The 20369-nt window shown below is 72.3% G+C and carries 22 protein-coding genes and 1 pseudogene; 12 read left to right on the top strand and 11 right to left on the bottom strand.

What is annotated here, in order from left to right; translation table 11 throughout:
- Positions 1 to 2 precede the first annotated feature (2 nt).
- From KBY19_RS11850 to KBY19_RS11840, 3 genes are all read left to right on the top strand, one after another.
- Complete coding sequence (locus tag KBY19_RS11850) at positions 3 to 545, top strand: orotate phosphoribosyltransferase (protein ID WP_185017689.1); 543 nt, start codon at positions 3 to 5, stop codon at positions 543 to 545.
- Between the two features lie 239 nt (positions 546 to 784).
- Positions 785 to 1816 carry a class II fructose-bisphosphate aldolase gene (fbaA, locus tag KBY19_RS11845; protein ID WP_099883036.1) on the top strand — a complete coding sequence of 344 codons (1032 nt, stop codon included), beginning with the start codon at positions 785 to 787 and terminating at the stop codon, positions 1814 to 1816.
- An 81-nt stretch (positions 1817 to 1897) separates the two neighbouring features.
- Positions 1898 to 2365: a hypothetical protein gene (locus tag KBY19_RS11840; RefSeq protein ID WP_210965719.1), complete on the top strand. Its 468-nt coding sequence runs from the start codon at positions 1898 to 1900 to the stop codon at positions 2363 to 2365.
- A 131-nt stretch (positions 2366 to 2496) separates the two neighbouring features.
- Here KBY19_RS11840 and KBY19_RS11835 read toward each other — a convergent pair whose 3' ends face one another.
- Genes KBY19_RS11835 through KBY19_RS11820 form a run of 4 tightly spaced genes read right to left on the bottom strand, consistent with a single transcriptional unit; the run spans position 2497 to position 6272 of the window.
- Positions 2497 to 3294, bottom strand: coding sequence for an SDR family NAD(P)-dependent oxidoreductase (locus KBY19_RS11835; protein WP_210965718.1), 798 nt, complete (start codon positions 3292 to 3294; stop codon positions 2497 to 2499).
- Positions 3291 to 4619 carry a kynureninase gene (locus KBY19_RS11830; protein ID WP_210965717.1) on the bottom strand — a complete coding sequence of 443 codons (1329 nt, stop codon included), beginning with the start codon at positions 4617 to 4619 and terminating at the stop codon, positions 3291 to 3293. Before KBY19_RS11830 ends, KBY19_RS11835 begins: the two co-directional genes overlap by 4 nt.
- A 43-nt stretch (positions 4620 to 4662) precedes the next feature.
- Positions 4663 to 5634: a tryptophan 2,3-dioxygenase family protein gene (locus tag KBY19_RS11825; protein ID WP_307843494.1), complete on the bottom strand. Its 972-nt coding sequence runs from the start codon at positions 5632 to 5634 to the stop codon at positions 4663 to 4665.
- Positions 5631 to 6272, bottom strand: coding sequence for a DUF6875 domain-containing protein (locus KBY19_RS11820; RefSeq protein ID WP_210965716.1), 642 nt, complete (start codon positions 6270 to 6272; stop codon positions 5631 to 5633). The genes KBY19_RS11825 and KBY19_RS11820 overlap by 4 nt, the downstream gene beginning before the upstream one ends.
- 290 nt (positions 6273 to 6562) lie before the next feature.
- Between KBY19_RS11820 and KBY19_RS11815 the strand changes: the two genes are divergently transcribed.
- From KBY19_RS11815 to KBY19_RS11795, 5 genes are all read left to right on the top strand, one after another.
- The gene (locus KBY19_RS11815; RefSeq protein WP_099886661.1) at positions 6563 to 7198 is read left to right on the top strand and encodes a YitT family protein; all 636 of its coding nucleotides are present in this window, start codon (positions 6563 to 6565) and stop codon (positions 7196 to 7198) included.
- Positions 7199 to 7247: 49 nt separating this feature from the next.
- On the top strand, positions 7248 to 7661 hold the full coding sequence (locus KBY19_RS11810) for a DUF3151 domain-containing protein (RefSeq protein ID WP_099883046.1): 414 nt from the start codon (positions 7248 to 7250) through the stop codon (positions 7659 to 7661).
- Between the two features lie 211 nt (positions 7662 to 7872).
- Positions 7873 to 8694, top strand: coding sequence for a tryptophan 2,3-dioxygenase family protein (locus tag KBY19_RS11805; protein ID WP_099886662.1), 822 nt, complete (start codon positions 7873 to 7875; stop codon positions 8692 to 8694).
- Positions 8687 to 9967, top strand: coding sequence for a kynureninase (gene kynU, locus KBY19_RS11800; protein WP_099883048.1), 1281 nt, complete (start codon positions 8687 to 8689; stop codon positions 9965 to 9967). The genes KBY19_RS11805 and kynU overlap by 8 nt, the downstream gene beginning before the upstream one ends.
- Positions 9964 to 10677 carry a S9 family peptidase gene (locus tag KBY19_RS11795; protein ID WP_099883050.1) on the top strand — a complete coding sequence of 238 codons (714 nt, stop codon included), beginning with the start codon at positions 9964 to 9966 and terminating at the stop codon, positions 10675 to 10677. The genes kynU and KBY19_RS11795 overlap by 4 nt, the downstream gene beginning before the upstream one ends.
- Positions 10678 to 10756: 79 nt before the next feature.
- Here KBY19_RS11795 and KBY19_RS11790 read toward each other — a convergent pair whose 3' ends face one another.
- On the bottom strand, positions 10757 to 11014 hold the full coding sequence (locus KBY19_RS11790) for a hypothetical protein (RefSeq protein ID WP_099883052.1): 258 nt from the start codon (positions 11012 to 11014) through the stop codon (positions 10757 to 10759).
- Between the two features lie 255 nt (positions 11015 to 11269).
- Here KBY19_RS11790 and KBY19_RS11785 point away from each other — a divergent pair.
- Positions 11270 to 11816 (top strand): annotated as a pseudogene (locus KBY19_RS11785) (HXXEE domain-containing protein).
- Here KBY19_RS11785 and KBY19_RS11780 read toward each other — a convergent pair.
- Together KBY19_RS11780 and KBY19_RS11775 are read right to left on the bottom strand one after the other, a co-directional pair.
- Positions 11804 to 12388, bottom strand: coding sequence for a Uma2 family endonuclease (locus KBY19_RS11780; RefSeq protein ID WP_210965715.1), 585 nt, complete (start codon positions 12386 to 12388; stop codon positions 11804 to 11806). The pseudogene KBY19_RS11785 and the gene KBY19_RS11780 sit on opposite strands and share 13 nt — an antisense overlap.
- A 107-nt stretch (positions 12389 to 12495) precedes the next feature.
- Positions 12496 to 13779, bottom strand: a complete 1284-nt coding sequence (locus KBY19_RS11775) for an adenylosuccinate synthase (protein ID WP_099883056.1) — start codon at positions 13777 to 13779, stop codon at positions 12496 to 12498.
- Between the two features lie 313 nt (positions 13780 to 14092).
- Between KBY19_RS11775 and KBY19_RS11770 the strand changes: the two genes are divergently transcribed.
- Complete coding sequence (locus tag KBY19_RS11770) at positions 14093 to 15049, top strand: hypothetical protein (RefSeq protein WP_099883058.1); 957 nt, start codon at positions 14093 to 14095, stop codon at positions 15047 to 15049.
- Positions 15050 to 15183: 134 nt separating this feature from the next.
- Here the strand turns inward: KBY19_RS11770 and KBY19_RS11765 are convergent, their stop codons facing one another.
- The gene (locus KBY19_RS11765; protein ID WP_307842448.1) at positions 15184 to 15660 is read right to left on the bottom strand and encodes a MarR family transcriptional regulator; all 477 of its coding nucleotides are present in this window, start codon (positions 15658 to 15660) and stop codon (positions 15184 to 15186) included.
- A gap of 93 nt (positions 15661 to 15753) precedes the next feature.
- Here KBY19_RS11765 and KBY19_RS11760 point away from each other — a divergent pair, with 93 nt between their 5' ends.
- Positions 15754 to 16857: an ABC transporter ATP-binding protein gene (locus KBY19_RS11760; protein WP_247690880.1), complete on the top strand. Its 1104-nt coding sequence runs from the start codon at positions 15754 to 15756 to the stop codon at positions 16855 to 16857.
- Positions 16854 to 18518 (top strand): ABC transporter permease, encoded by a 1665-nt coding sequence (locus KBY19_RS11755; RefSeq protein WP_210965714.1) that lies wholly within the window; start codon positions 16854 to 16856, stop codon positions 18516 to 18518. Before KBY19_RS11760 ends, KBY19_RS11755 begins: the two co-directional genes overlap by 4 nt.
- 120 nt (positions 18519 to 18638) lie before the next feature.
- On the opposite strand, the gene KBY19_RS11750 is transcribed toward KBY19_RS11755, so the two are convergent.
- The 3 genes from KBY19_RS11750 to KBY19_RS11740 form a co-directional block, all read right to left on the bottom strand.
- Complete coding sequence (locus KBY19_RS11750; RefSeq protein WP_099883066.1) at positions 18639 to 19148, bottom strand: MarR family winged helix-turn-helix transcriptional regulator; 510 nt, start codon at positions 19146 to 19148, stop codon at positions 18639 to 18641.
- Positions 19145 to 19729 (bottom strand): DJ-1/PfpI family protein, encoded by a 585-nt coding sequence (locus KBY19_RS11745; RefSeq protein ID WP_099886663.1) that lies wholly within the window; start codon positions 19727 to 19729, stop codon positions 19145 to 19147. The genes KBY19_RS11750 and KBY19_RS11745 overlap by 4 nt, the downstream gene beginning before the upstream one ends.
- A gap of 96 nt (positions 19730 to 19825) precedes the next feature.
- Complete coding sequence (locus KBY19_RS11740) at positions 19826 to 20278, bottom strand: Lrp/AsnC family transcriptional regulator (protein ID WP_099883068.1); 453 nt, start codon at positions 20276 to 20278, stop codon at positions 19826 to 19828.
- Between the last annotated feature and the right edge of the window lie 91 nt (positions 20279 to 20369).

Raw genomic sequence — 20369 nt, 5'->3', positions numbered from 1 at the left:
TCATGAATGACGACGTGCGCGCCGCGCTGCTGCGACAGATCAAGGACAAGGCCGTGGTGCACGGCCGCGTCACGCTCTCCTCCGGTGCGGAGGCCGACTTCTACATCGACCTTCGCCGGATCACCCTGGACGGTGAGTCGGCGCCGCTCGCGGGCCAGGCGATGCTGGACGCGACGGCGCATCTGGACTACGACGCGGTGGGCGGTCTCACCCTGGGGGCCGACCCGGTCGCGTCGTCGATGCTGCACGCCGCCGCGGCCCGCGGTCGGCACCTCGACGCGTTCGTCGTCCGCAAGGCGGGCAAGGCGCACGGGCTGCAGCGCCGGATCGAGGGCCCGGATGTCGCGGGGCGCCGGGTGCTGATCGTCGAGGACACCTCGACGACGGGGAACTCGCCGCTCACCGCTGTGGAGGCGGCCCGGCAGGCGGGTGCCGAGGTGGTCGCGGTGGCGACGATCGTGGAGCGCGGCGCGGCTCCCGCGATGGAACGCGCCGGGGTGCCGTACGTATACGCGTTCGATTTGGACGACCTCGAACTGGGGTGAGCCCCAATGCCCCCCGTGCCCCCGCCCGTCGTTTCACGTGAAACCACCTGCGCCACACCACATGTGTCACATCCAGCGCATGTGGCACATGTGGCGCCTATGGCACACCTGTCACTTAGTGAACTTGTGAATACTCGCGTCCGGAGCATCCGGCCCCGTCTGGGAAGATGGGCACGACGATGACGTCGTTCCGTTGAGCCGAAGCCGGATTCACCACGCACACCCCAAGGAGCGGTCTGATGCCCATCGCAACCCCCGAGATCTACAACGAGATGCTCGACAGGGCGAAGGAGGGCAAGTTCGCCTACCCCGCCATCAACGTCACCTCGACGCAGACGCTGCACGCCGCGCTCCGCGGCTTCGCCGAGGCGGAGAGCGACGGCATCGTTCAGATCTCCACGGGCGGGGCCGAGTTCCTGGGCGGGCAGTACAGCAAGGACATGGTCAGCGGCGCCGTGGCGCTCGCGGAGTTCGCACACATCGTCGCGAAGAAGTACCCCGTCAACGTCGCCCTGCACACCGACCACTGCCCGAAGGACAAGCTCGACGGCTACGTCCGCCCGCTGCTGGCGGTCTCCCGCGAGCGGGTGCAGCGCGGTGAGAACCCGCTCTTCCAGTCCCACATGTGGGACGGCTCCGCCGAGACCCTCAAGGACAACCTGCAGATCGGCCAGGAACTGCTGGCCGAGGCCGCCGCCGCGAAGATCATCCTTGAGGTCGAGATCACCCCGACCGGTGGCGAGGAGGACGGCGTCACCCACGAGATCAACGACGAGCTGTACACCACCGTCGAGGACGCCGTCCGCACCGCCGAGGCGCTCGGCCTCGGCGACAAGGGCCGCTACCTGCTCGCCGCCTCCTTCGGCAATGTGCACGGCGTCTACAAGCCGGGCAACGTGGTGCTGCGGCCCGAACTGCTCAAGGACCTCCAGGAGGGCGTCGCGGAGAAGTTCGACAAGCCCGCGGGCAGCCGGCCGTTCGACTTCGTCTTCCACGGCGGCTCCGGCTCCACGGAGGAGGAGATCGCCACCGCGCTGCAGAACGGCGTGGTGAAGATGAACCTCGACACCGACACCCAGTACGCCTTCACCCGCCCGGTCGCCGCGCACATGTTCAGCAACTACGACGGTGTGCTGAAGGTCGACGGCGAGGTCGGCAACAAGAAGGTCTACGACCCGCGCAGCTGGGGCAAGGCCGCCGAGAAGGGCATGGCCGACCGGGTCCAGGTCGCCTGCGCCAACCTCCGCTCGACGGGCACCCGCCTGAAGTAGCAGCGGAACGCGGGAAGCGGAACGCAAGCAGTACGCAAGAAGCCCCCGGTGCGCCGGGGGCTTCTGTGTTCGACTGGTGCGATGGAAGCCATCTGGACGAGTGTCGTGGCCGTGGCCGGCACGCTGCTGGGATCGGTGATCACCCATGTCTTCCAACGCCTCGCCTCCCGGCGCAACGAGGAGTTCACCCGCGCCGAGGCGCTGCGCCAGGAGTGGATAGCCACCTACACGGCGTTCGCGGCGGCAGTGGAGGACTACCGCCACGGCCAGGCCACCCGCTGGTACCGCAAGAGGGAGGACGCGGGCGGGGAGTCGTACAAGGAGGCACGCGACGAGGCGCACCGGCTGCGCACGGTCACCCGGCAGGCGCTCTACCGGGTCAAGCTGCTCACCCACGACCAGAGCGTCGCCCGCGCCGCCGAGCTCGCCTACCAGCAAACGATGGAGATCTCCGAGGCGGGGGAGCACTCTGAGCACCTCAGCCGGGCGCGGGGGGCTCGGGAGGCCATTGAAGCGTTTGTTTCGGTGGCCGCCCGGCTGGTGCGGTGACGCTCTTCGCATGCCGGGGGAGGGGTGCCCCTTTCTGCGCGTGGCGGAGTGCGGGGGTGTTGTCGCCGCGAGCGCCCACGCGGCGGAGCCGCATATCGGATGCAGCCCCGCGCCCCTTCGGGGCGCCCCGCTCAGTGCAGATAAGACGCTCCGTTCAGGTCGAGCACGGCGCCGGTCGCCCACTCGGAACCCGGCGAGTCGGCGGTGAACCAGGCGACCGCCTCGGCCACGTCGCGGGGCTCCGCGATCCTGCCGAAGGGGTGGTCGGCGACGATGCGCTTGCCCTCGGCGCTGTCCAGCAGGGGCTGGGTGAGATCCGTACGGGTGAAGCCGGGCGCGATGGCGGCGACGGCGATCCGGTGCGGGCCAAGCGCCACGGCCAGCGACTGGGCCAGCGCGTGCATGCCCGCCTTGCTCGCGCCGTACGCGGGCACGTCGGGCTCTCCGCGATAGCCGCCCCGGGAGCCGACCATGACCAACCGGCCCCCTCGCGACCCCTCCGGACGTCGCAGCAGATGGTGGGCGAAGCACCAGGACAGATGGGCGGCGCCCAGCAGGTTCACCTCCAGGGTGCGGCGCCACAGCCGCTCCCACTCCTCCCAGGGAGTGGTCGCGACGGGGTGCTCGATGTGCACGGCCGCGTTGTTGACCAGGATGTCGACGCCGCCGAGTGCGGCCACCGCGTCGTCGAAGAGGCGCGGGACCTGCTCCGGGTCGCCCACGTCCCCGGCGACGAGTGCGTGACCGTCTCCGGCCAGGCCCGCCACGACGGACTCGCCCGCGGCGGTGTCGGCACGGCAGTGCACGGCCACCGCGTCCCCGCGTTCGGCGTGCACGGCCGCGATGGCGGCGCCGATGCCGGTGGGCCGCGAGGCCCCGGTGACCAGCACCCTCCTGCGGCGGCCGGCCCGGCTCTCCTCGGCGGTCATGCGCGCTCCTTCCCCGGCTCGTCCCCCGGCGCTTCCCTCAGCAGCCGGTGGATGCGGTGCACCGCCTCGTACACGTCCTCGAAGCGGGTGGACAGCGGCGCGGGCGAGACACGTATCCGGTCGTGCGCGCCGTAGTCGACCAGGACGCCCGCCCGCTCGGCGATCAGCGGCACCAGCGCCCGCGCCCGCTCGTGCGCGTAGGTGAGGTGGCCGCCGCGCTCGGCGGGGTCGGACGGGCCGGCGAGGCGGAAGCCGTACGGGGTCAGCAGTTCGGTGGCGAGCCGTTGGAACAGACCGGTCAGCGCGGTGCTCTTGGCACGCATCCGTGCCAGGCCCGCCTCGCCCAGCAGTCGTACCGCGGGCCGGAGGGCGGCGAGCGAGAGGACGGGCGGGGAGCCGGTGAGGAAGCGGCGGATGCTGGGGTCGGGGTAGAAGTCGGTGCGCATGGCGAGTTGTTCGCGGTGCCCGTACCAGCCGTGCACGGGCTGGGTGAGCCTGCCGTGCAGCTCCTCGCGGACGTACAGCAGCGCGGGGGCGCCGGGCCCGCCGCACAGGTGCTTGTAGGTGGAGCCCACCGCCAGGTCCGCGTCGTCTGCCGTCAGCCGCAGCGGCAGCGCCCCCACCGCGTGGCTGAGATCCCACAGCACCAGCGCTCCGGCCGCGTGGGCGATCTCCTGGACGGCGCGCATGTCGGCCAGTGCGCCCGAGCGGTGCGAGACCAGCGACAGCGACACCAGCGCGGCCCCGCCCTCGACGGCCAGCCGCAGCTGGTCGAGCTGCGGTCCGCGGTCCGGGTCGGTGCGCACGACGCGCGCCTCGCGGCCGTACTCCTCGGCGAGCCCGGTCAGTACGTACTGGTCGGTGGGGAAGTTGTCGTCGTCCAGCACCACGGCTCCCGGCCGGTCGCGGAGTGCGGCGGCGCCGAGCTTGTAGAGGTTGACGCTGGTGCAGTCGGAGGCCACCACCTCGCCGGGCCTGGCGCCCAGCACCGTGGCGGCCAACTCGTCCCCGACCCGCTGCGGCAGGTCGAGCCACTGGGTGCGGGCCTCGGCCAGCCGGTCTCCCCACTCGCCGCGCACCAGTGCGTCGGTGGCGTCGGCGGTGGCCGCGGGGAGGCGGCCGAGGGAGGCCCCGTTGAGGAAGACCAACCCGTCAGGTGTGGGGGCGAAGCGGGTGCGGAAGGCGGCGAGCGGATCCGCCGCGTCCAGCTGCCGGACGGTGCTCAGCTCGACGGCCTCCTCCTGGCGGACCTCCGGGTACACGTCCTGGTATGCGTTCTGGTGGCCGTTGTGGTGCCCCTGCGTTTCCGGCTGCGTCGTCGTCATCTGCGCCCCCTTGGATCCTCCGCCGCCTGATGTCCTCGCGCCCTCATAGCCGTCCCCGCGCCGCCCACAGGTCGGGGAAGAACCGGTGCTCGCTCACGCGGCGCAGCCAGGCCACCCCGTGCGTGCCGCCCGTGCCGGGTTTGGTGCCGATGATCCGTTCGACGGTGAGCAGATGCAGGGACCGCCAGCGGCACATCGCCTCGGCCACGTCCGCCAGCGCCTCGGCGAGCCAGAACAGCTCTCCTCCGGACTCCGGCCGGGAGGGGCCCCCGCCCGGGGCGCCGCCCTTGGCGTACACCTGCGCCCACGCCCGCTCGGCCGCGTCGCTGGGTGCGTAGGGCTGCGACCAGTCGCGCTCCGGCGCCGTCGCGGGGAGCGGGGCGCCACGCCGGGCGAGCAGCGCCAGGGCCGCGTCGTACACGCTGGGCTCCTCCAGCGCCCGGCGCACCTGCTCGGCCACCCCGGGGACGCCCAGATGCGGGCGGGCGAGCCGGGGGTCCTTGTTGCCGAGGACGTACTCCACCATCCGGTACATGTACGACTGGAGGCCCGAGGCCTGCCCCAGGCTGTCGCGGAAGGCGTTGAACTCGGTGGGGGCGAGGGAGCCCAGCACGTCCCAGGTCGAACACAGCAGCCCGGCCTCCCGCTGCACCCGGCGCAGCACCCAGGTCGCCTGCCACACCTCGTCCTCGTCCAGCAGCGACCGCACCCGCACCAGCTCCTCGTACAGGAGCTTGAACAGCAGCTCCTTGACCTGACCCAGGACGTAGAAGGGCAGCTCGGCGGGTGCGTCGGAGCGTGGCTGCTGGAGGGAGAGGAGGACGTCGATGGACTGGTAGTCGATGTACGGGGTCGTGCCGCCCGCGAACTCCACCAGGGGCTCGCCGTCGCGCAGCGCCGCCAGTCGGGCCCGCTCGGCGTCGCTGCCCTTGCCGCCCAGCTCGCAGCCGTGGCCGCCGCCGTGGTCGCCGTCGCACCCGTGGTCGCCGTGGCCGCTGTGGCTCGCAGCCGTCACGCGCCGCACCCCGCAAGCCACTTCTCGCAGGCGCGTGCGTACCGGTCGGCGAACAGCCGGTCGGGCATCGTCACCGAGGCGTACCGGCGGCCGAACCGCGCGTGGTAGGCGCCGAACCACTCCTCGTCGTCGTCCAGGAACAGCACGTCGTGGAAGGCCATGTGCCGCAGGGCGAACAGCGGTACCGGCGCCCGCGAGACCCGCAGGCCCGGGTTGCGGGCCGCGCGCTCGTCGCACGACGGGTGGAACTGACCGAGCATCAGGTAGTGGCGCACCAGCTCCGGTTTGACCCTGCGGTGCGCCTCGTCCAGCAGCGGCAGCGCAGCCGCGTCCAGGCCGGTGAGGACGACGACGAAGGCGTGCAGCGTGCGGTTGCGGATCGGCCACTCCATCTCCTGGAAGGTGTCGACCATCCGGTGCACCAGCGCCACCAGATCCGCCACGTCCGGCTCCGGCCCGACCTCCCACTCCGCCACCCGCAGCGTCTCCGCCTCCATCGCCGGGCCGACGAACGGGCAGACCTGGCCGTCCCGCCCCAGCCGGCCGTGCGGCCGGCACAGGAACTCCTCGAACCAGTGCCACGCCGCGTCCCGTGGTGCCGGGCGGCGCCGGCCACTGTCCCCGTTGGATAAGTCCATTCGGTAAGAATCACGCCATCCCGGGCGGGTACGGCAGACTCATCTCCGTCATCGTGTGCGGGGCGCCGGGGGCCTGCTCCGGGCAGGCGTGCCTGGTGGGGCGGAGCGCAGGTGACGGGAAAGCAGGGAGGCGGTACGAGAGGCCGCTGAGACATGGCTGCTTTGCGTGGTTGCCACCGGCCGGGCCGAGCGTTCCCCGCCTCGCCCGGGCGCGGCCGCGCCACGATGGGGGCGTGGACCCCTCCTCGCGCCCCTTCCGCAGCGCCGTCGGGCTCCGCGACGCCCTCGGCCTGGCGCGGGGCAACGTCCCGCGCCGGCTCACCCAGCTCTACGCGGGGCTGGTCCTCTTCGGCGTGAGCGTCGCCCTGCAACTGCGCGCCGGGCTCGGCCTCAACTCCTGGGACGTCTTCCACCAGGGCGTCGCGGAGCACACCGGGCTGAGCATCGGCACCGTCGTGGTCCTGGCCTCCGCCGCCGTGCTGCTGCTGTGGGTGCCGCTGCGGGTGAGACCCGGCCTGGGCACCGTCTCCAACGTGCTGCTGGTGGGCCTGTCGATGGACGCCACCTTGGCCCTGACCCCCACGCCGCAACCGCTGCTCGTCCGGGTCCCGCTGTTCCTGGTCGCCGTGGTGCTCAACGGAGCCGCGACCGGCCTGTACATCGCCGCCCGCTTCGGACCCGGGCCCCGGGACGGTCTGATGACGGGGCTGTGCCGGGTCACCGGCCGCTCCACCCGGCTGGTGCGGACGGTGCTGGAGGTCACCGTCCTGGTCACGGGCTTTCTGCTGGGCGGTGCCGTCGGTATCGGCACGGTGGTCCACGCGCTGACCATCGGGCCGCTGATCCAGTTCTTCCAGCGGCTGTTCGCCCCGCGGGAGACCGCGGGGGCCGCGGGGCAGGGCCTACCGGGGCAGGCGGCGCCCTGACCCCGGGGGAGGCGCCAGGACGTCGGTCCGTACAGGCACACTGGGAGTCATGGCCATTCATGAAAACCTGCTCGGGGGTCCGCCCCCGACCCACCTTCCCGACGATCCCGGGCCCCGCGAGCTGCTCGCCGCCGGGACGGCACCCGCCGAGGTCGCCGCGCAGTACCCCACCTCGTCGCTGGCGTGGGCGCAGCTCGCCGACGACGCGTTCGAGGCGGGCCGCGTCGTCGAGTCGTACGCCTACGCGCGCACCGGCTACCACCGCGGGCTGGACGCGCTGCGCCGCAACGGCTGGAAGGGGCACGGACCCGTGCCCTTCGAGCACGAGCCGAACCGCGGCTTCCTGCGCGCCCTGCACGCCCTCGCGCGTGCGGCCCAGGCGATCGGAGAGCAGGATGAGTACGAGCGGTGCTCCTCCTTCCTGAAGGAGAGCTCACCGACGGCGGCCGCGACCCTGGGCTGAGCCGGTTGTCGGCACTGGTGACCGGCGCCCGGTGACCGGTGGGTGTACGGCGGTGGTGAGGGCACCCGCTTCGAGACGGGTGACCTTGCCGCCGCCGTCGCACAGCGCGCATGATGCCAGTGGGCCCCCAGGGGCCCGAGGGGACCGGGGCTCCGATGTCTATCTGGAAGGAGCGGACCGCTACCCGGAAGCACAGCGAGTGGAGACAGCGATGTCACACGACCCCGATGCCCCGGTACTGGATTTCGCGGGCACCACACCGTACGAGGACTACGTCCGCGCCGACGTCCTCACCCACCTCCAGGACCCGCTCTCCGACGACCCCGGAGAAATGGCGTTCCTCGTCACCACCCAGGTCATGGAGTTGTGGTTCACCGTCATCGTGCACGAGTGGCAGACGGCGGCGACCCGGCTGCGGCAGGACGACATCGAGGGCGCGCTGGCGGCCCTGAAGCGTTCCACCTACGAGCTCATCTCGCTCAACGCCTCCTGGGAGCCGCTGGCGCATCTGACCCCGGCCCAGTTCAACGCCTACCGTTCGGCGCTGGGCGAGGGTTCCGGCTTCCAGTCCGCGATGTACCGGCGGCTGGAGTTCCTGCTGGGCGACAAGTCCGCCTCCATGCTGGTGCCGCACCGCGGATCGCCCCGGGTGCACGCCGAACTGGAGAAGGCGCTCCACGAACCGAGCCTCTACGACGAGGCGCTGCGCTTCCTCGCCCGGCAGGGGGAGGACGTGCCCGAAGAGGTGCTGCGCCGGGACGTCGCCCGCAAACACGAGCCCGACCCGGGCGTCGAAGCCGTATGGGTACGCGTCTACGAGGGCGACCCGGGCTCCGCGGCACACCGGCTCGGTGAGGCGCTGACCGAGGTCGCCGAGCTGGTCTGGCGATGGCGCAACGACCACCTCGTGGCGACCCGCAGGGCGATGGGGGCCAAGGTCGGCACCGGCGGCTCGGCAGGGGTCGCCTGGCTGGAGAAGCGGGCCGCCAAGCAGGTCTTCCCCGAGCTGTGGACGGCGCGCAGCCATGTCTGACCCCACCGCGGTTCCCGCACCGGTGCCGGCCGGCGAACTGGCCGAGGAAGCCCTCTCCCGGGACGCCGCCGACCCCCTGGCCCATCTGCGTGAGCACTTCGTGCTCGACCCGGCCACCGTCTACCTCGACGGGAACTCCCTCGGCGCGCTGCCCAAGGCCGTCGAGGGACGGCTCGCGGAGGTCGTCTCCCGGGAGTGGGGCCGGTTGCAGATCAGGTCCTGGGAGGAGTCCGGTTGGTGGACCATGCCGGAGCGGGTCGGCGCGCTGGTGGCGCCGCTCATCGGCGCTGCACCGGGACAGGTCGTCGTCTCCGACTCGACCAGCGTGAACGTCCTCAAGGCCGTGGTCGGCGCGGTGCGGATCGCGCGGCAGGACGACCCGGCACGCGACGAACTCCTCGTCGACGCGGCCACCTTCCCCACCGACGGCTACATCGCCGGGTCCGCTGCGCGGCTCACCGGCTGCACGCTGCGCCCCCTCGCGCCCGAGGACGTGCCCGCCGCGGCGGGTCCCCGCACGGCGGCCGTGCTGCTCAACCACGTCGACTACCGCACCGGCGCCCTCCACGACCTGCCCGCCCTGACCGCCGCCGTGCACGCGGCGGGCGCCCTGGCGGTCTGGGACCTGTGCCACAGCGCCGGTGCGCTGCCGGTGGGAGTGGACGCGCACGGAGTGGACTTCGCGGTGGGGTGCACCTACAAGTTCCTCAACGGCGGCCCCGGGGCGCCCGCCTTCCTCTATGTACGCGACGGACTCCAGGAGCGGTTCGACTCCCCGCTGCCCGGCTGGAATTCGCACGCCGACCCGTTCGCCATGGCGCCCGACTACGAGCCCGCGAGCGGCGCGGTCCGCGGCCGGGTGGGCACCCCGGACATCCTGTCCATGGCCGCGCTGGAGACGGCGCTCGGCGTCTGGGAGGGGGTGCGGATCGAGGACGTACGGGCCAAGTCGCTGGCACTCACCGACTTCTTCCTGCGCTGCGTCGCCGCCCACGGGCCGGACGCCTCGGCGGGCGGCTCGGCGGGCGGAGGGCTCTCGGTGCGTTCGGTGACCCCGGCCGAACACGCGCGGCGCGGCAGCCAGATCTCCTTGCTGTGCGACCCGGCGGAGCGGGCGGAGCCGGTGATGAGGGAGCTCGGCGCGCGCGGTGTCGTCGGCGATTTCCGCCGTCCCGGAGTCCTGCGCTTCGGTTTCACCCCGCTCTACACTGCGTTCCAGGACGTCGAGCGTGCCGCCCGCGTCCTTGGTCAGGTGACCGGGGGAATGCGATGAGCCAGGACGAGTACAAGGCCCTGCTGGACCTGCAGCCGGCCGCGCCGGAGCGCCAGGAGCGGTACGGGCCGCACCCCTCGCAGGTCATCGACCTGTACGGGGAGGCCGCAGCGGGTGGCCGGGTGGTGCTGCTGCACGGCGGATTCTGGCGCGAGGAATGGGACCGCAGCCACCTGTCACCGTTCGCCGCCGCGCTGGCGGGCCAGGGCATACCGGTGGCACTGGTGGAGTACCGCAGGATCGGCGGGGACGGCGGCTGGCCCGCGACGGTCGAGGACGTCGACGCGGCCCTCGACCACCTGGGCGCGGTGCCCAGCGTGCTGTTCGGTCACTCGGCGGGCGGCCACCTGGCCCTGTGGGCGGCGGCCAAGCGGGAACGGGCCGCCGGGCGTGTGGTCGTGGTGGCTCCGGTCGCCGACCTGGAGCGGGCCCACCAGATGCGGCTGAACGGCGGAGTGGTCGCCGATCTGCTCGGCGGCGAGGACAAGGTCGCCTCCCTGCTGTCGGAGGCGGACCCCATGCGGCTGCTGCCCCGTCCACCGGTGGAGATCCTGCACGGCACCGCCGATCAGGAGGTCCCCATCGAGCTCTCCCGCCGCTACGCGAACAACTGGGGCGCCCGCCTCCACCTCATGCCGGGCGTGGGCCACTACTCCCCCATCACCCCCCGCACCCCCGCCTTCGACGTGCTGGTCCGCTCCCTTCGCTAGTACGTCGTACACGCGTCCGGCCCCGCTGTCGGCGGGGCCGGAGGCGTGTGGACGCGGCAGCGCCCCGGGGTGTGACGGCTCAGTCGAGTTCGAGCTCGCCGATCCTCGCGCCCGTGTTGAAGTCGGTGATGAGGTTGTCGGAGACGTTGGTGGTCTCGAACTTCTTGATCGAGGTGGTGTCGTTGTCGCTGCTGCTGACTCGCGCGTCCAGGCTGTGCCGGCTGAAGTCCTGGGCGAACGAGGACCAGTTGCTGTCGCCGGCGAAGGCGGTGCCCGCCGAGCCGAGGACGGCGGCGGACGCCAGGACGGCGGCTGCGGTCGCGGTGCGGATGCGCATAGGTGCTCCTTGCGGGTCTGGTGCGCGGTCTCGCGCGGTTCTGCCTGTGCGTCGAGACCCCTTCCACACCTCGCAGCTGAACGATCATCATTAGTCCGTATGTGCCGGTCGTATACCCCGCACGGACGCGTCCGAGGTGCGCGGACCCCCGAATCGGCAGACATCCACGGGGCGGCTGCTCCCCGCTCGCTCGCCCCCCGGCACGCTTCCCCCACGAACACAGACCGGACCGAGGCGGTAGAAGTCGGCGTCACCCTGGGCCTGTTCGCGGCATGGGCGCTGCACGACGCGGAGGAAGTAGCCATGATGCCCCGCTGGACCCGTACCCGCCTTCCCGAGCTGCGGGAGCGGATACCCGGCGTACCGGAGGCGCTGTGGGCGCGGCTGGAGTCGATGGACGGCCGCCGGTTCGCCACCGCGGTCGGCGTCATGGCCGTCATCGTGGCGGCGGCAGCCGCGGACGGCTACCGCACGGGGGGCCGCGGCGGCTTCTACCAGGGGGCGCTGGGGGCACCTCCCAGCGGTAGCTGGGGGAGGATTCGGGCTGCACGGCCTCCTGCACCTCGCCCAGGCCGCCGCCACCCGCGGCTCCACCCCCGGCTCGGTGACCTCCCCGCTGCTGGTGATCCCCTTCACCGCCCGGGCCCGCAAGCGGCTGCGCGCAGCGGGCGTACTCCGCCCGACGACCGCACGGGAGGTGGTGCTCGGCATCGGCGCCGCCGCAGCCGCGACAGCGGTCTCACACGGCGTCGCCGACCTGCTGCTGCGCGCCCTGGAAGGGCGCGGGCCTCAGTGCACGTAGCGCTTCAGCGGCTCCGTCTCCAACGAGATCCCGCCCGGATCGGGGATGTCCACCTGCTCCCCGAACGACGCCGTGTGCAGATCGCGGTAGCGGCCTGCCTCCTGGTTCGGATTGGTGTGGACGACGACTTCGCACCGGTCGCGGTCGATGAGGAGATAGACGGGGATACCCGCCGCCCCGTACGCGGCCGGCTTCTCCCGGCGGTCCCGCTGGTCGGTGTCGGAGTCGTAGGAGGTGACCTCGACGGTCATCAGCACCCCTGCGGGGTCGGCCCACTCACCCTGGCCCACGAAATGATCGATGGGTACGAGCGAGCCGTCCGGGCGCGCTCTGCCCTTGCGGCAGGCGCCGACCTTCAGACCTTGCAACGGATGGAGAGCAAGCTCCGGGCGGGACTGCATGCACTGCCGCAGCAGCCACATGGTGATCGTTCCGCGATCTCCGTCCGGCACTGCTTTCTCCGCGATCCGTCCGTCGATGAACTCCAACGTGACGGTCTCGGGGGCGGTCGAGGCGAGCCGTTCGAACTCCTCGACCGTCATACGAGACGTGCGCTCGGCCATAGCCGTCATGCTGTGCCTCCTTCCAGGCGGAGGCCAGGGTGATCCCGCCGGGCCGACCGCGGAGGGGGATTCCCTCGCGGTTGGCCCGAACGGGTGGACGGTGGACGTGCGGGTGCTCAGAGGAAGGAGTTGATCTCGATCGTCTCGTCGCGGCCGGGGCCGACGCCGATGGCGGAGATGGGGGCTCCGGACATCTCCTCCAGGGCCTTGACGTAGGCCTGGGCGTTCTTGGGCAGGTCGCCGAAGGTCTTCGCCTTGGTGATGTCCTCGCTCCAGCCGGGGAGGTACTCGTAGACCGGCTTGGCGTGGTGGAAGTCGCTCTGGTTGTAGGGGAGCTCCGTGGTGCGCTCGCCCTCGATCTCGTAGGCGACGCAGACCGGGATCTGCTCCCAGCCGGTGAGCACGTCCAGCTTGGTGAGGAAGAAGTCGGTGAGGCCGTTGACGCGGGTCGCGTAGCGGGCGATGACCGCGTCGAACCAGCCGCAGCGCCGGTTGCGGCCCGTGGTGACGCCGAACTCGCCACCGATGCGGCGCAGCGCCTCGCCGTCGTCGTCGAACAGCTCCGTCGGGAAGGGGCCCGCGCCCACCCGGGTGGTGTAGGCCTTCAGGATGCCGATGACCCGGCTGATCTTCGTCGGGCCGACTCCGGCGCCGGTGCAGGCGCCGCCCGCGGTCGGGTTGGAGGAGGTGACGAACGGGTACGTGCCGTGGTCCACGTCCAGCAGCGTGCCCTGGCCGCCTTCGAACAGGACGACCTTCCCCTCGTCGATCGCGTCGTTGAGGATCAGGGTGGTGTCGGCGACGTAGCCGCGGATCTGCTCCGCGTAGCCCAGCAGCTCCTCGGCGACCTGCTGCGCGGAGATCGCGCGGCGGTTGTAGAGCTTGGCCAGCACCTGGTTCTTGAAGTCGAGCGCCGCCTCGATCTTCTGCAGCAGGATCGACTCGTCGAACAGGTCCTGGACGCGGATGCCGACCCGGTTGATCTTGTCGGCGTAGCTGGGGCCGATGCCGCGCCCCGTGGTGCCGATGCGGCGCTTGCCCAGGAACCGTTCCGTCGTCTTGTCGAGCGTCGCGTGATACGGGGTGATCAGGTGCGCGTTACCGCTGACCAGCAGCTTGGAGGTGTCGACGCCGCGCTCCTGGAGCCCGCTCAGCTCGGAGAGCAGGACCGAGGGGTCGACGACGACTCCGTTGCCGATGACCGGGGTGCACCCCGGGGAGAGGATCCCGGACGGGAGGAGATGCAGCGCGTATTTCTGGTCGCCGACGACGACCGTGTGGCCGGCGTTGTTGCCGCCCTGGTAGCGCACCACATAGTCCACGGAGCCACCGAGCAGATCGGTGGCCTTTCCCTTGCCTTCGTCACCCCACTGAGCACCGAGCAGCACAAGTGCGGGCACAGGCGTACACCCCTTCCGGGCGGGGCATGTCCCACGTGCGGTGGCGCCACTCGGCGCCCTCGCAAGAGCCGCAGGCCGGTACCCCAGATAGAGGAAGCCCCTGGCGCAACAGCGGCAGGGGCTCTTGCACCGAGAGATTACCGAACAATTCTCCCGGGTGACGAACAGGGGAGTGCCCCGAGCCGGACGGACGTACGAACCAGCACCACCTCAGTACGCAAGGGAAGTACGCATCGGAACCATCCGGATCCCTCCGGATTCATGAGGAAGGATCGTGGTGTCGGCTCCAGATTCCGCGAGGCCCCCCGCGAGCGTGGACCAGGCCGCCGGGGGCTCCCCCCGTGCGAACAGCTCGGGGGAGGTTCCGCTGCTCGTGGTCGTCGACCCGGTTGCCCGGCTCACGGACGCCGAGTCCGTCCGGATCGCGCGTGACGTGCTGCGTGCGGGCACGCCGGGGCTCAAGCTGTGTCTCCCCGACGACCCGGACCAGACGCCGCGGCTGCTGGCCCGGCGCGGCGGCAGACGCCCCGTTCTGGTCGGCAACGACCGGGCCCTGCTGCGCGCGGTCCAGCATCTGCACGGGGAGCGCGCCCTGGCGGAGACGGCGCTGTCGGTGGTGCCGGTCGGCAACGGGCCCTCGGTCGCCCTCGCCCGCAGCCTCGGGCTGCCGCTGGACGCGGTCTCGGCGGCCCGTACGGTGCTGCGCGGCAACCCGCGCGCGCTGGACCTGCTGGTCGACGAGGAGGACGGGGTCGTCCTGGGCGGTCTGCGCACCGAAGGGCATCCGCCCGCCGTCCCGCCGCGCCGCGGGGGCAACCCCGCGTCCCCGCCCCCGCCGTGGCGGCGGATGTATCAGGCGCTGGCTCGCACGGTGCAGTCCCGCGCGGCGCAGTCCCGCAAGCCCCGTGCGGGGGAGCGCACGGCGGACGACCGGCGGGCCGTGCCGACGGCCCCCGCACCCCGTACGCCGCACCGGCACTCGGTGCAGCGGCTGCGGGTGGAGGCGGACGGCGCGGTGGTGGCCGGTCCGGACCGGCCGGTGACGGATGTGACGGTGCGGACGACCGGCGCCGACGGGCTCGCCGAGGTGTCCGTCCAGCCGCTGACCGGCACGCCCGTGCGGGTACGGGCGAGAACCGTGACGGTCTCGGCGCCGGAGGGCTTCCGCTACCGCGCCGACGCCGATGCCGGGGCTTCGGCCGCCCCCGCCGAGTCCCGCACCTGGACCGTGCGTCCCCGCGCCTGGCAGCTGGTCCTACCAGCAGGCTGACCCGCGTGGAGGCTGCGCTTGCCCACCCTGCTCCCCCAAGCTCTTCGAGCTGGGGGTACCCCCACGGCCACGACACACCCGCAGTCCGCAAGCGGGGGCCAGGGGCACCCCCTCATCGGAGCACGAGAGAGGGCTCAACCCTTGCGCGACTGCCAGCGCTTGAGCATGTCCTCCAGCCCGTGCTGCATGAATTCGAGGAACTCCGCGCTCTCCTGCACCCGGCGTCCGCCGGGGGAGTCGGTGCCGAGGGCCTCGGCGCCGGAGTTCAGGGTGACCAGCCAGCGGCTGAGCACGTTGTCGCGGCTGAGCAGGGTGCTGTACCAGACGTCCTGGTGCAGCGTGTAGCGCTCGCGGCGGGAGCCGGGGTCGCGCTGCCGGGAGATCATCCCCACCTGTGCGAGGTAGCGCACGGCGCCGGAGATGGCGGCGGCGCTGGCCTGGAGCCGTTCGCTCAGCTCGACGGAGGTGAGGGCGCCGTCCTCGGAGGCGAGCAGGCAGGCGAAGACACGGGACGCCATGCGCTGCATGCCTGCCTCGGTGAGGTCGGCGGCGAACCGTTCGACGAAGGGGGAGACCCTCTTCTCGTAGTCCTCCACGGAGTCTTCTGCCACGTCTGTCAGCTTCTCCCTGCTCAGCGGTCCTGGGGACGACCCTAACGCTTCCTTAACTTCACAAATTTGTGAAATGAGCGTAGCTTCCAAAACATGAACGCGTCCATCACGGCCACCCGCTCCGCGGCGCCCGCCACCACGGCGATCTCCGTGTCCGGCCTCGTCAAGACCTTCGGCCGGACCCGTGCCCTCGACGGACTGGACCTCGAGGTCGCCACCGGCGAGGTGCACGGCTTCCTCGGCCCGAACGGAGCGGGGAAGTCCACGACCCTGCGCATCCTGCTCGGCCTGCTCCGCGCCGACACCGGCACCGCGCGGCTGCTGGGCGCCGACCCCTGGCACGACGCGGTCGCCCTGCACCGGCGGCTCGCCTACGTACCCGGCGACGTCGAGCTGTGGCCCAACCTCACCGGTGGCGAGGCCATCGACCTGCTCGCCAGGCTGCGCGGCGGTCTGGACCCCAAGAAGCGGGCCGAGCTGATCGAGCGCTTCGACCTCGACCCGACGAAGAAGGGCCGCAGCTACTCCAAGGGCAACCGGCAGAAGGTGGCCATCATCGCCGCGCTCGCCTCCGACGCCGAACTGCTGCTGCTGGACGAGCCCACCGCCGGGCTCGACCCCCTGATGGAGGTCGTCTTCCAGGACGTCATCGTCCAGGCGAAGGCCCAGGGCCGCACCGTCCTGCTCTCCAGCCACATCCTGTCCCAGGTCGAGAAGCTCTGCGACCGGGTGAGCATCGTCCGGCTCGGCAAGATCGTGCAGTCCGGGACGCTCGGCGAGATGCGCCATCTGACCCGTACGACCATCGAGGCGGAGATCGACCTGCCGGGGACGTCGGCCGGCGCGAGCTCCGAGGTGGCCGGCCTCGCCGACCTGCCCGGCGTCCACGACCTGGTGACCGAGGGCGACCGGGTGCGCTTCGCCGTCGACGGCGCCCACCTCGACGCGGCCGTACGCCGGCTGAGCGGGCTCGGTCTGCGCAGCCTCGTCAGCCACCCGCCGACGCTCGAAGAGCTGATGCTGCGGCACTACGGCGACGAGCTCTCCGAGCGCGGGCACGCCCCGTCCGGCCCCGGCCCGGACTCCCCGGGCACCTCCGGCTCCTCGGCGGCGGCCCAGGGCGGCTCCGCGGCCGCGCAACTCCCTGACCAGGCCGGACAGTCCACCGACCCGGCCACGGAGGGCGGATCGCGATGAGCACCGTCACCGACGCCACGCCCCGCACCGGGGCCGTGCACCAGGAGAGCCGGCCGGCCGGTACCGCGCTCGCCGGTACGGGCACCCTCTTCCTGTTCGCGCTGCGCCGCGACCGGGTGCGGCTGCCCGTCTGGGTGCTGGCGGTTGTCTTCCTGACCCTCTCCACCGTCCAGAAGGCCACGGACATGGCGCCGGACGACCCGGACAAGGCCGCCGACATGGTCAAGACCCTCAGCGGCCCCGCCATGCTCGCCATGACCGGACCCGAGCACTACCTCTCCCACCTCACCCCCGCCTCCATGCTCAGCCTGCTGATGCTGGGCTACGGCGCGATCCTGGCCGGGCTGATGAGCGTGCTGACCGTCGTGCGGCACACCCGCGCCGACGAGGAGAGCAACATCGCCGAGCTCGTCCGCTCCGGCGTCGTCGGCCGGCACGCCACCCTCACCGCTGCCCTCGCCACGGCGGCGACCGCCAACGTGGTGCTCGGCCTGCTGCTGGCCGGGACGCTGCCCGGCGCCGGACTCGGCGGCGCCACCGCGGGCGGAGCCCTGCTCTACGGCGCGGCACTCACCGTCATCGGCCTCGTCTTCACGGGCGTCGCCGCCGTGACCGTGCAGCTGTCCGCGCACACCCGGGCCGCCTCCGGCCTGGCACTGGCCGTGCTGGGCGCCGCCTACGCGCTGCGCGCCGCGGGTGACGTCGGCACCGAAGCCGTCTCCTGGCTCTCCCCGGTCGGCTGGATCCAGCGCGCCTACCCCTTCGCCGACAACCGCTGGTGGCCGCTGCTGCCCGCCCTCGCCCTGGCCGTCGGCGCGGCCGCCGCCGGGTACGTGCTCAGCACCCGGCGCGACGTGGGCGCCGGCCTGCTGCCGCCCCGGCAGGGCAGCCCCGGTGCCTCCGCCGCACTCACCCACCCGCTCGGCTTCGCCGTCCGGCTGCACCGCGGGCTGTTCGTCGGCTTCGGCGCGGCGCTGCTGCTGCTCGGCGCGATGTACGGCTCGCTCCTCGGTGACGTCGACGACATGCTCAAGGATCTGGACGACGTCCGGGAAGCGCTCGCCGAGACGGGCGGCAGCCTCGTGGAGTCGTTCGCCTCGATGGTGATGCTCGTGGTCGTCGTCGTCGCCTCGCTCTTCGTGGTGATGGCCACGCTGCGGCTCCGCTCGGAGGAGACCGCAGGCCGCGTCGAGTCCCTGCTGGCCACCGGCCTGTCCCGGTCCCGCTGGGTCGGCTCCCACCTGGTGGCCGCACTGGTAGGCGGCACCCTCGTGCTGCTGCTCGGCGCGCTCGGCCTCGGCCTGGCGGGGGCCGCCTCCGCGGGCGACGGCTCCCTGGCCACCCAGCTGGTGGGCGGGGGCCTGGCCTACGCCCCGGCGCTGTGGGTGACCGGCGGCTTCGCCGTCCTGCTGTTCGGCTGGGCGCCGCGCGCGACCGCGTTCGCCTGGGCGGTTCCCGTCTACGGCTTCGTCGTCGGCTACCTCGGCAAGCTCCTCGACCTGCCCGCCTGGCTGAACAACTTCTCCCCCTTCGGCCACGTCCCGCAACTCCCCGCCGAGGAGATGCGCTGGACCCCGATGGTGCTGCTGACGCTGGTGGCCGCCGCCCTGGTGGCAGCCGGTCTCGCGGGGTTCCGCGCACGGGACCTGGAGACGAAGTAACGCGTCCGGGCACGGGGCGCCCTCCTGCCGGGGGCGGGGCGCCCCGACGGCTCACCCGACGGCTCATCCGGCGGGCGCGTACCGCAGCGCCGGCCGCCAGTCACGCTCACCGCTCACCACTCACGGTTTCTCCGGGTGAAGGGCCTCCATCGCGTCGGAGAGCCGCCGCAGTGCCTCCGCCACCCGGGCGAACTCGGCCTCGCCGCCGAGCTCTTCGCACAGGCGGTGGGCCAGATCGGCGTGGCCGGGGACGGTGCGCTCGACGGCGGCGCGGCCCTCCCGGGTGGGGGTGAGGAGTTTGGCGCGGCGGTGGGCCGGGTTGGGTTCGTACGCGGCCAGGCCCCGCTCGACCAGCAGGTCCGCGACGCGCTGCACGCTCTGCCGGGTGATGCCCATGGCGCGGGCTATCCCGGAGACGGGGAGCGGTTCGCGGAGCACGGCGCCGAGCACCTGCCACCAGGCGGCGGTCAGCCCGGCCGGACGGGCGATCAGCTCGGAGGCCGCCAGGAACTGGCCGTTGAGCCGGAAGACGGCCAGTGCGGTCTCGCTCAGCAGCTCGGTCCCGTTCGGCGGGTGGGCCGCGACGGGCCGCTCGACCGGGCGGCCCTGCTCAGCTGTCGGCCCCGTCATGCCTGCGCCGCCGCGAGGATCGCGTAGGCCTCCGGGTCGGAGTGCTGGTGGAGCCGGTAGAAGGCGTCCACGACGGGGGGCTCGTAGACGCCCAGCCGGGAGAGGATCTCGCGGGCGAAGGCGACGGGTTCGGTCGGTCCGGCCGTGATCAGATCGCGGTCGGTGACCGCGTCGGCGTCGCGGTAGCGGTCGCCGCCCCGGTAGCCGTTGGCCGCCTGGAGGAACTCCCGGGCGGCGCTGGTGTGCGCGCGCTCGTCGAGCAGCCCCTCGTCCGCGAGGCCGTAGACGGCTCCGCAGATGGCGGCGACGGGCACACCCGCGTGCAGGAACTCCCGCGCGGTGTACGCGAAGTCGGCGAGCGCGCCGCTGGTCCAGCTGTCGGCGCCGGGCAGGATCAGCAGCCTGCTGTCCAGGGGCCGCAGACCGTCGAGCGTCATGTCGGGCTCGATGCGCAGACCGCCCCTGGTGGTGACGGTGTCGCCGGTGAGGCCGACGGTGCGCACCCCTCCGGGCAGGTGGGCGACGGCGTGACCGTACTCCCAGTCGGCGACGGTGTCGTACACGGCGAGATGGACGGTCATGGCGGCCTCCATGGGCGCTCGATGGCGAATGACAGAATACTGTCTTTTCGACAGCGTGCTGTCAAGCAAGACTGTGCGCGAGCCGCCACCCGCGGATCACGCGGGCAGTGGGCGTTCGTGTACGACGTGTTTCATCACCAGCGTGGAGCTCAGCCGCTGGACGCCCGGCAGGGTGGCGAGGTTCTCGTCGTAGAGGCGCTGGAAGGCGGGCAGGTCGGCGGTGACGACGCGGAGCAGGTAGTCGGGGTCGCCGAAGAGCCGCTGGGCCTGGACGACCTGGGGGAGTTCGGTGAGGGCCTGCTCGAAGGCGGAGATGGTGGTGCGGTCCTCCTGGCGCATGGTGACGAAGACGAGGGCGTCGAAGGTGAGGCCGACGGCGTCGGTGTCGACCACGGCGCGGTAGCCGCGGATGGCGCCGCTGCGTTCCAGTTCGCGCAGTCGGCGGTGGCACGGGGAGAGGCTGAGGCCCACGCGGGCGGCCAGCTCGGTGACGGTCAGGCGGCCGTCGTTCTGGAGCTCCGCAAGAATCTGCCGGTCCATGTCGTCCATGGGGGAGATTCTTCCATGGGGGGCGCGTCAGGCGACTGGATCGGGGAACACCTTCGGGGCATTTCTTTCTATTCTTCCTCCCTGTATCCGT

The sequence above is a fragment of the Streptomyces sp. B15 genome (assembly GCF_018070605.1).
In the GTDB taxonomy this organism is placed as follows: domain Bacteria; phylum Actinomycetota; class Actinomycetes; order Streptomycetales; family Streptomycetaceae; genus Streptomyces; species Streptomyces smyrnaeus.
This window is presented reverse-complemented; position numbering and strand designations above follow the sequence as displayed.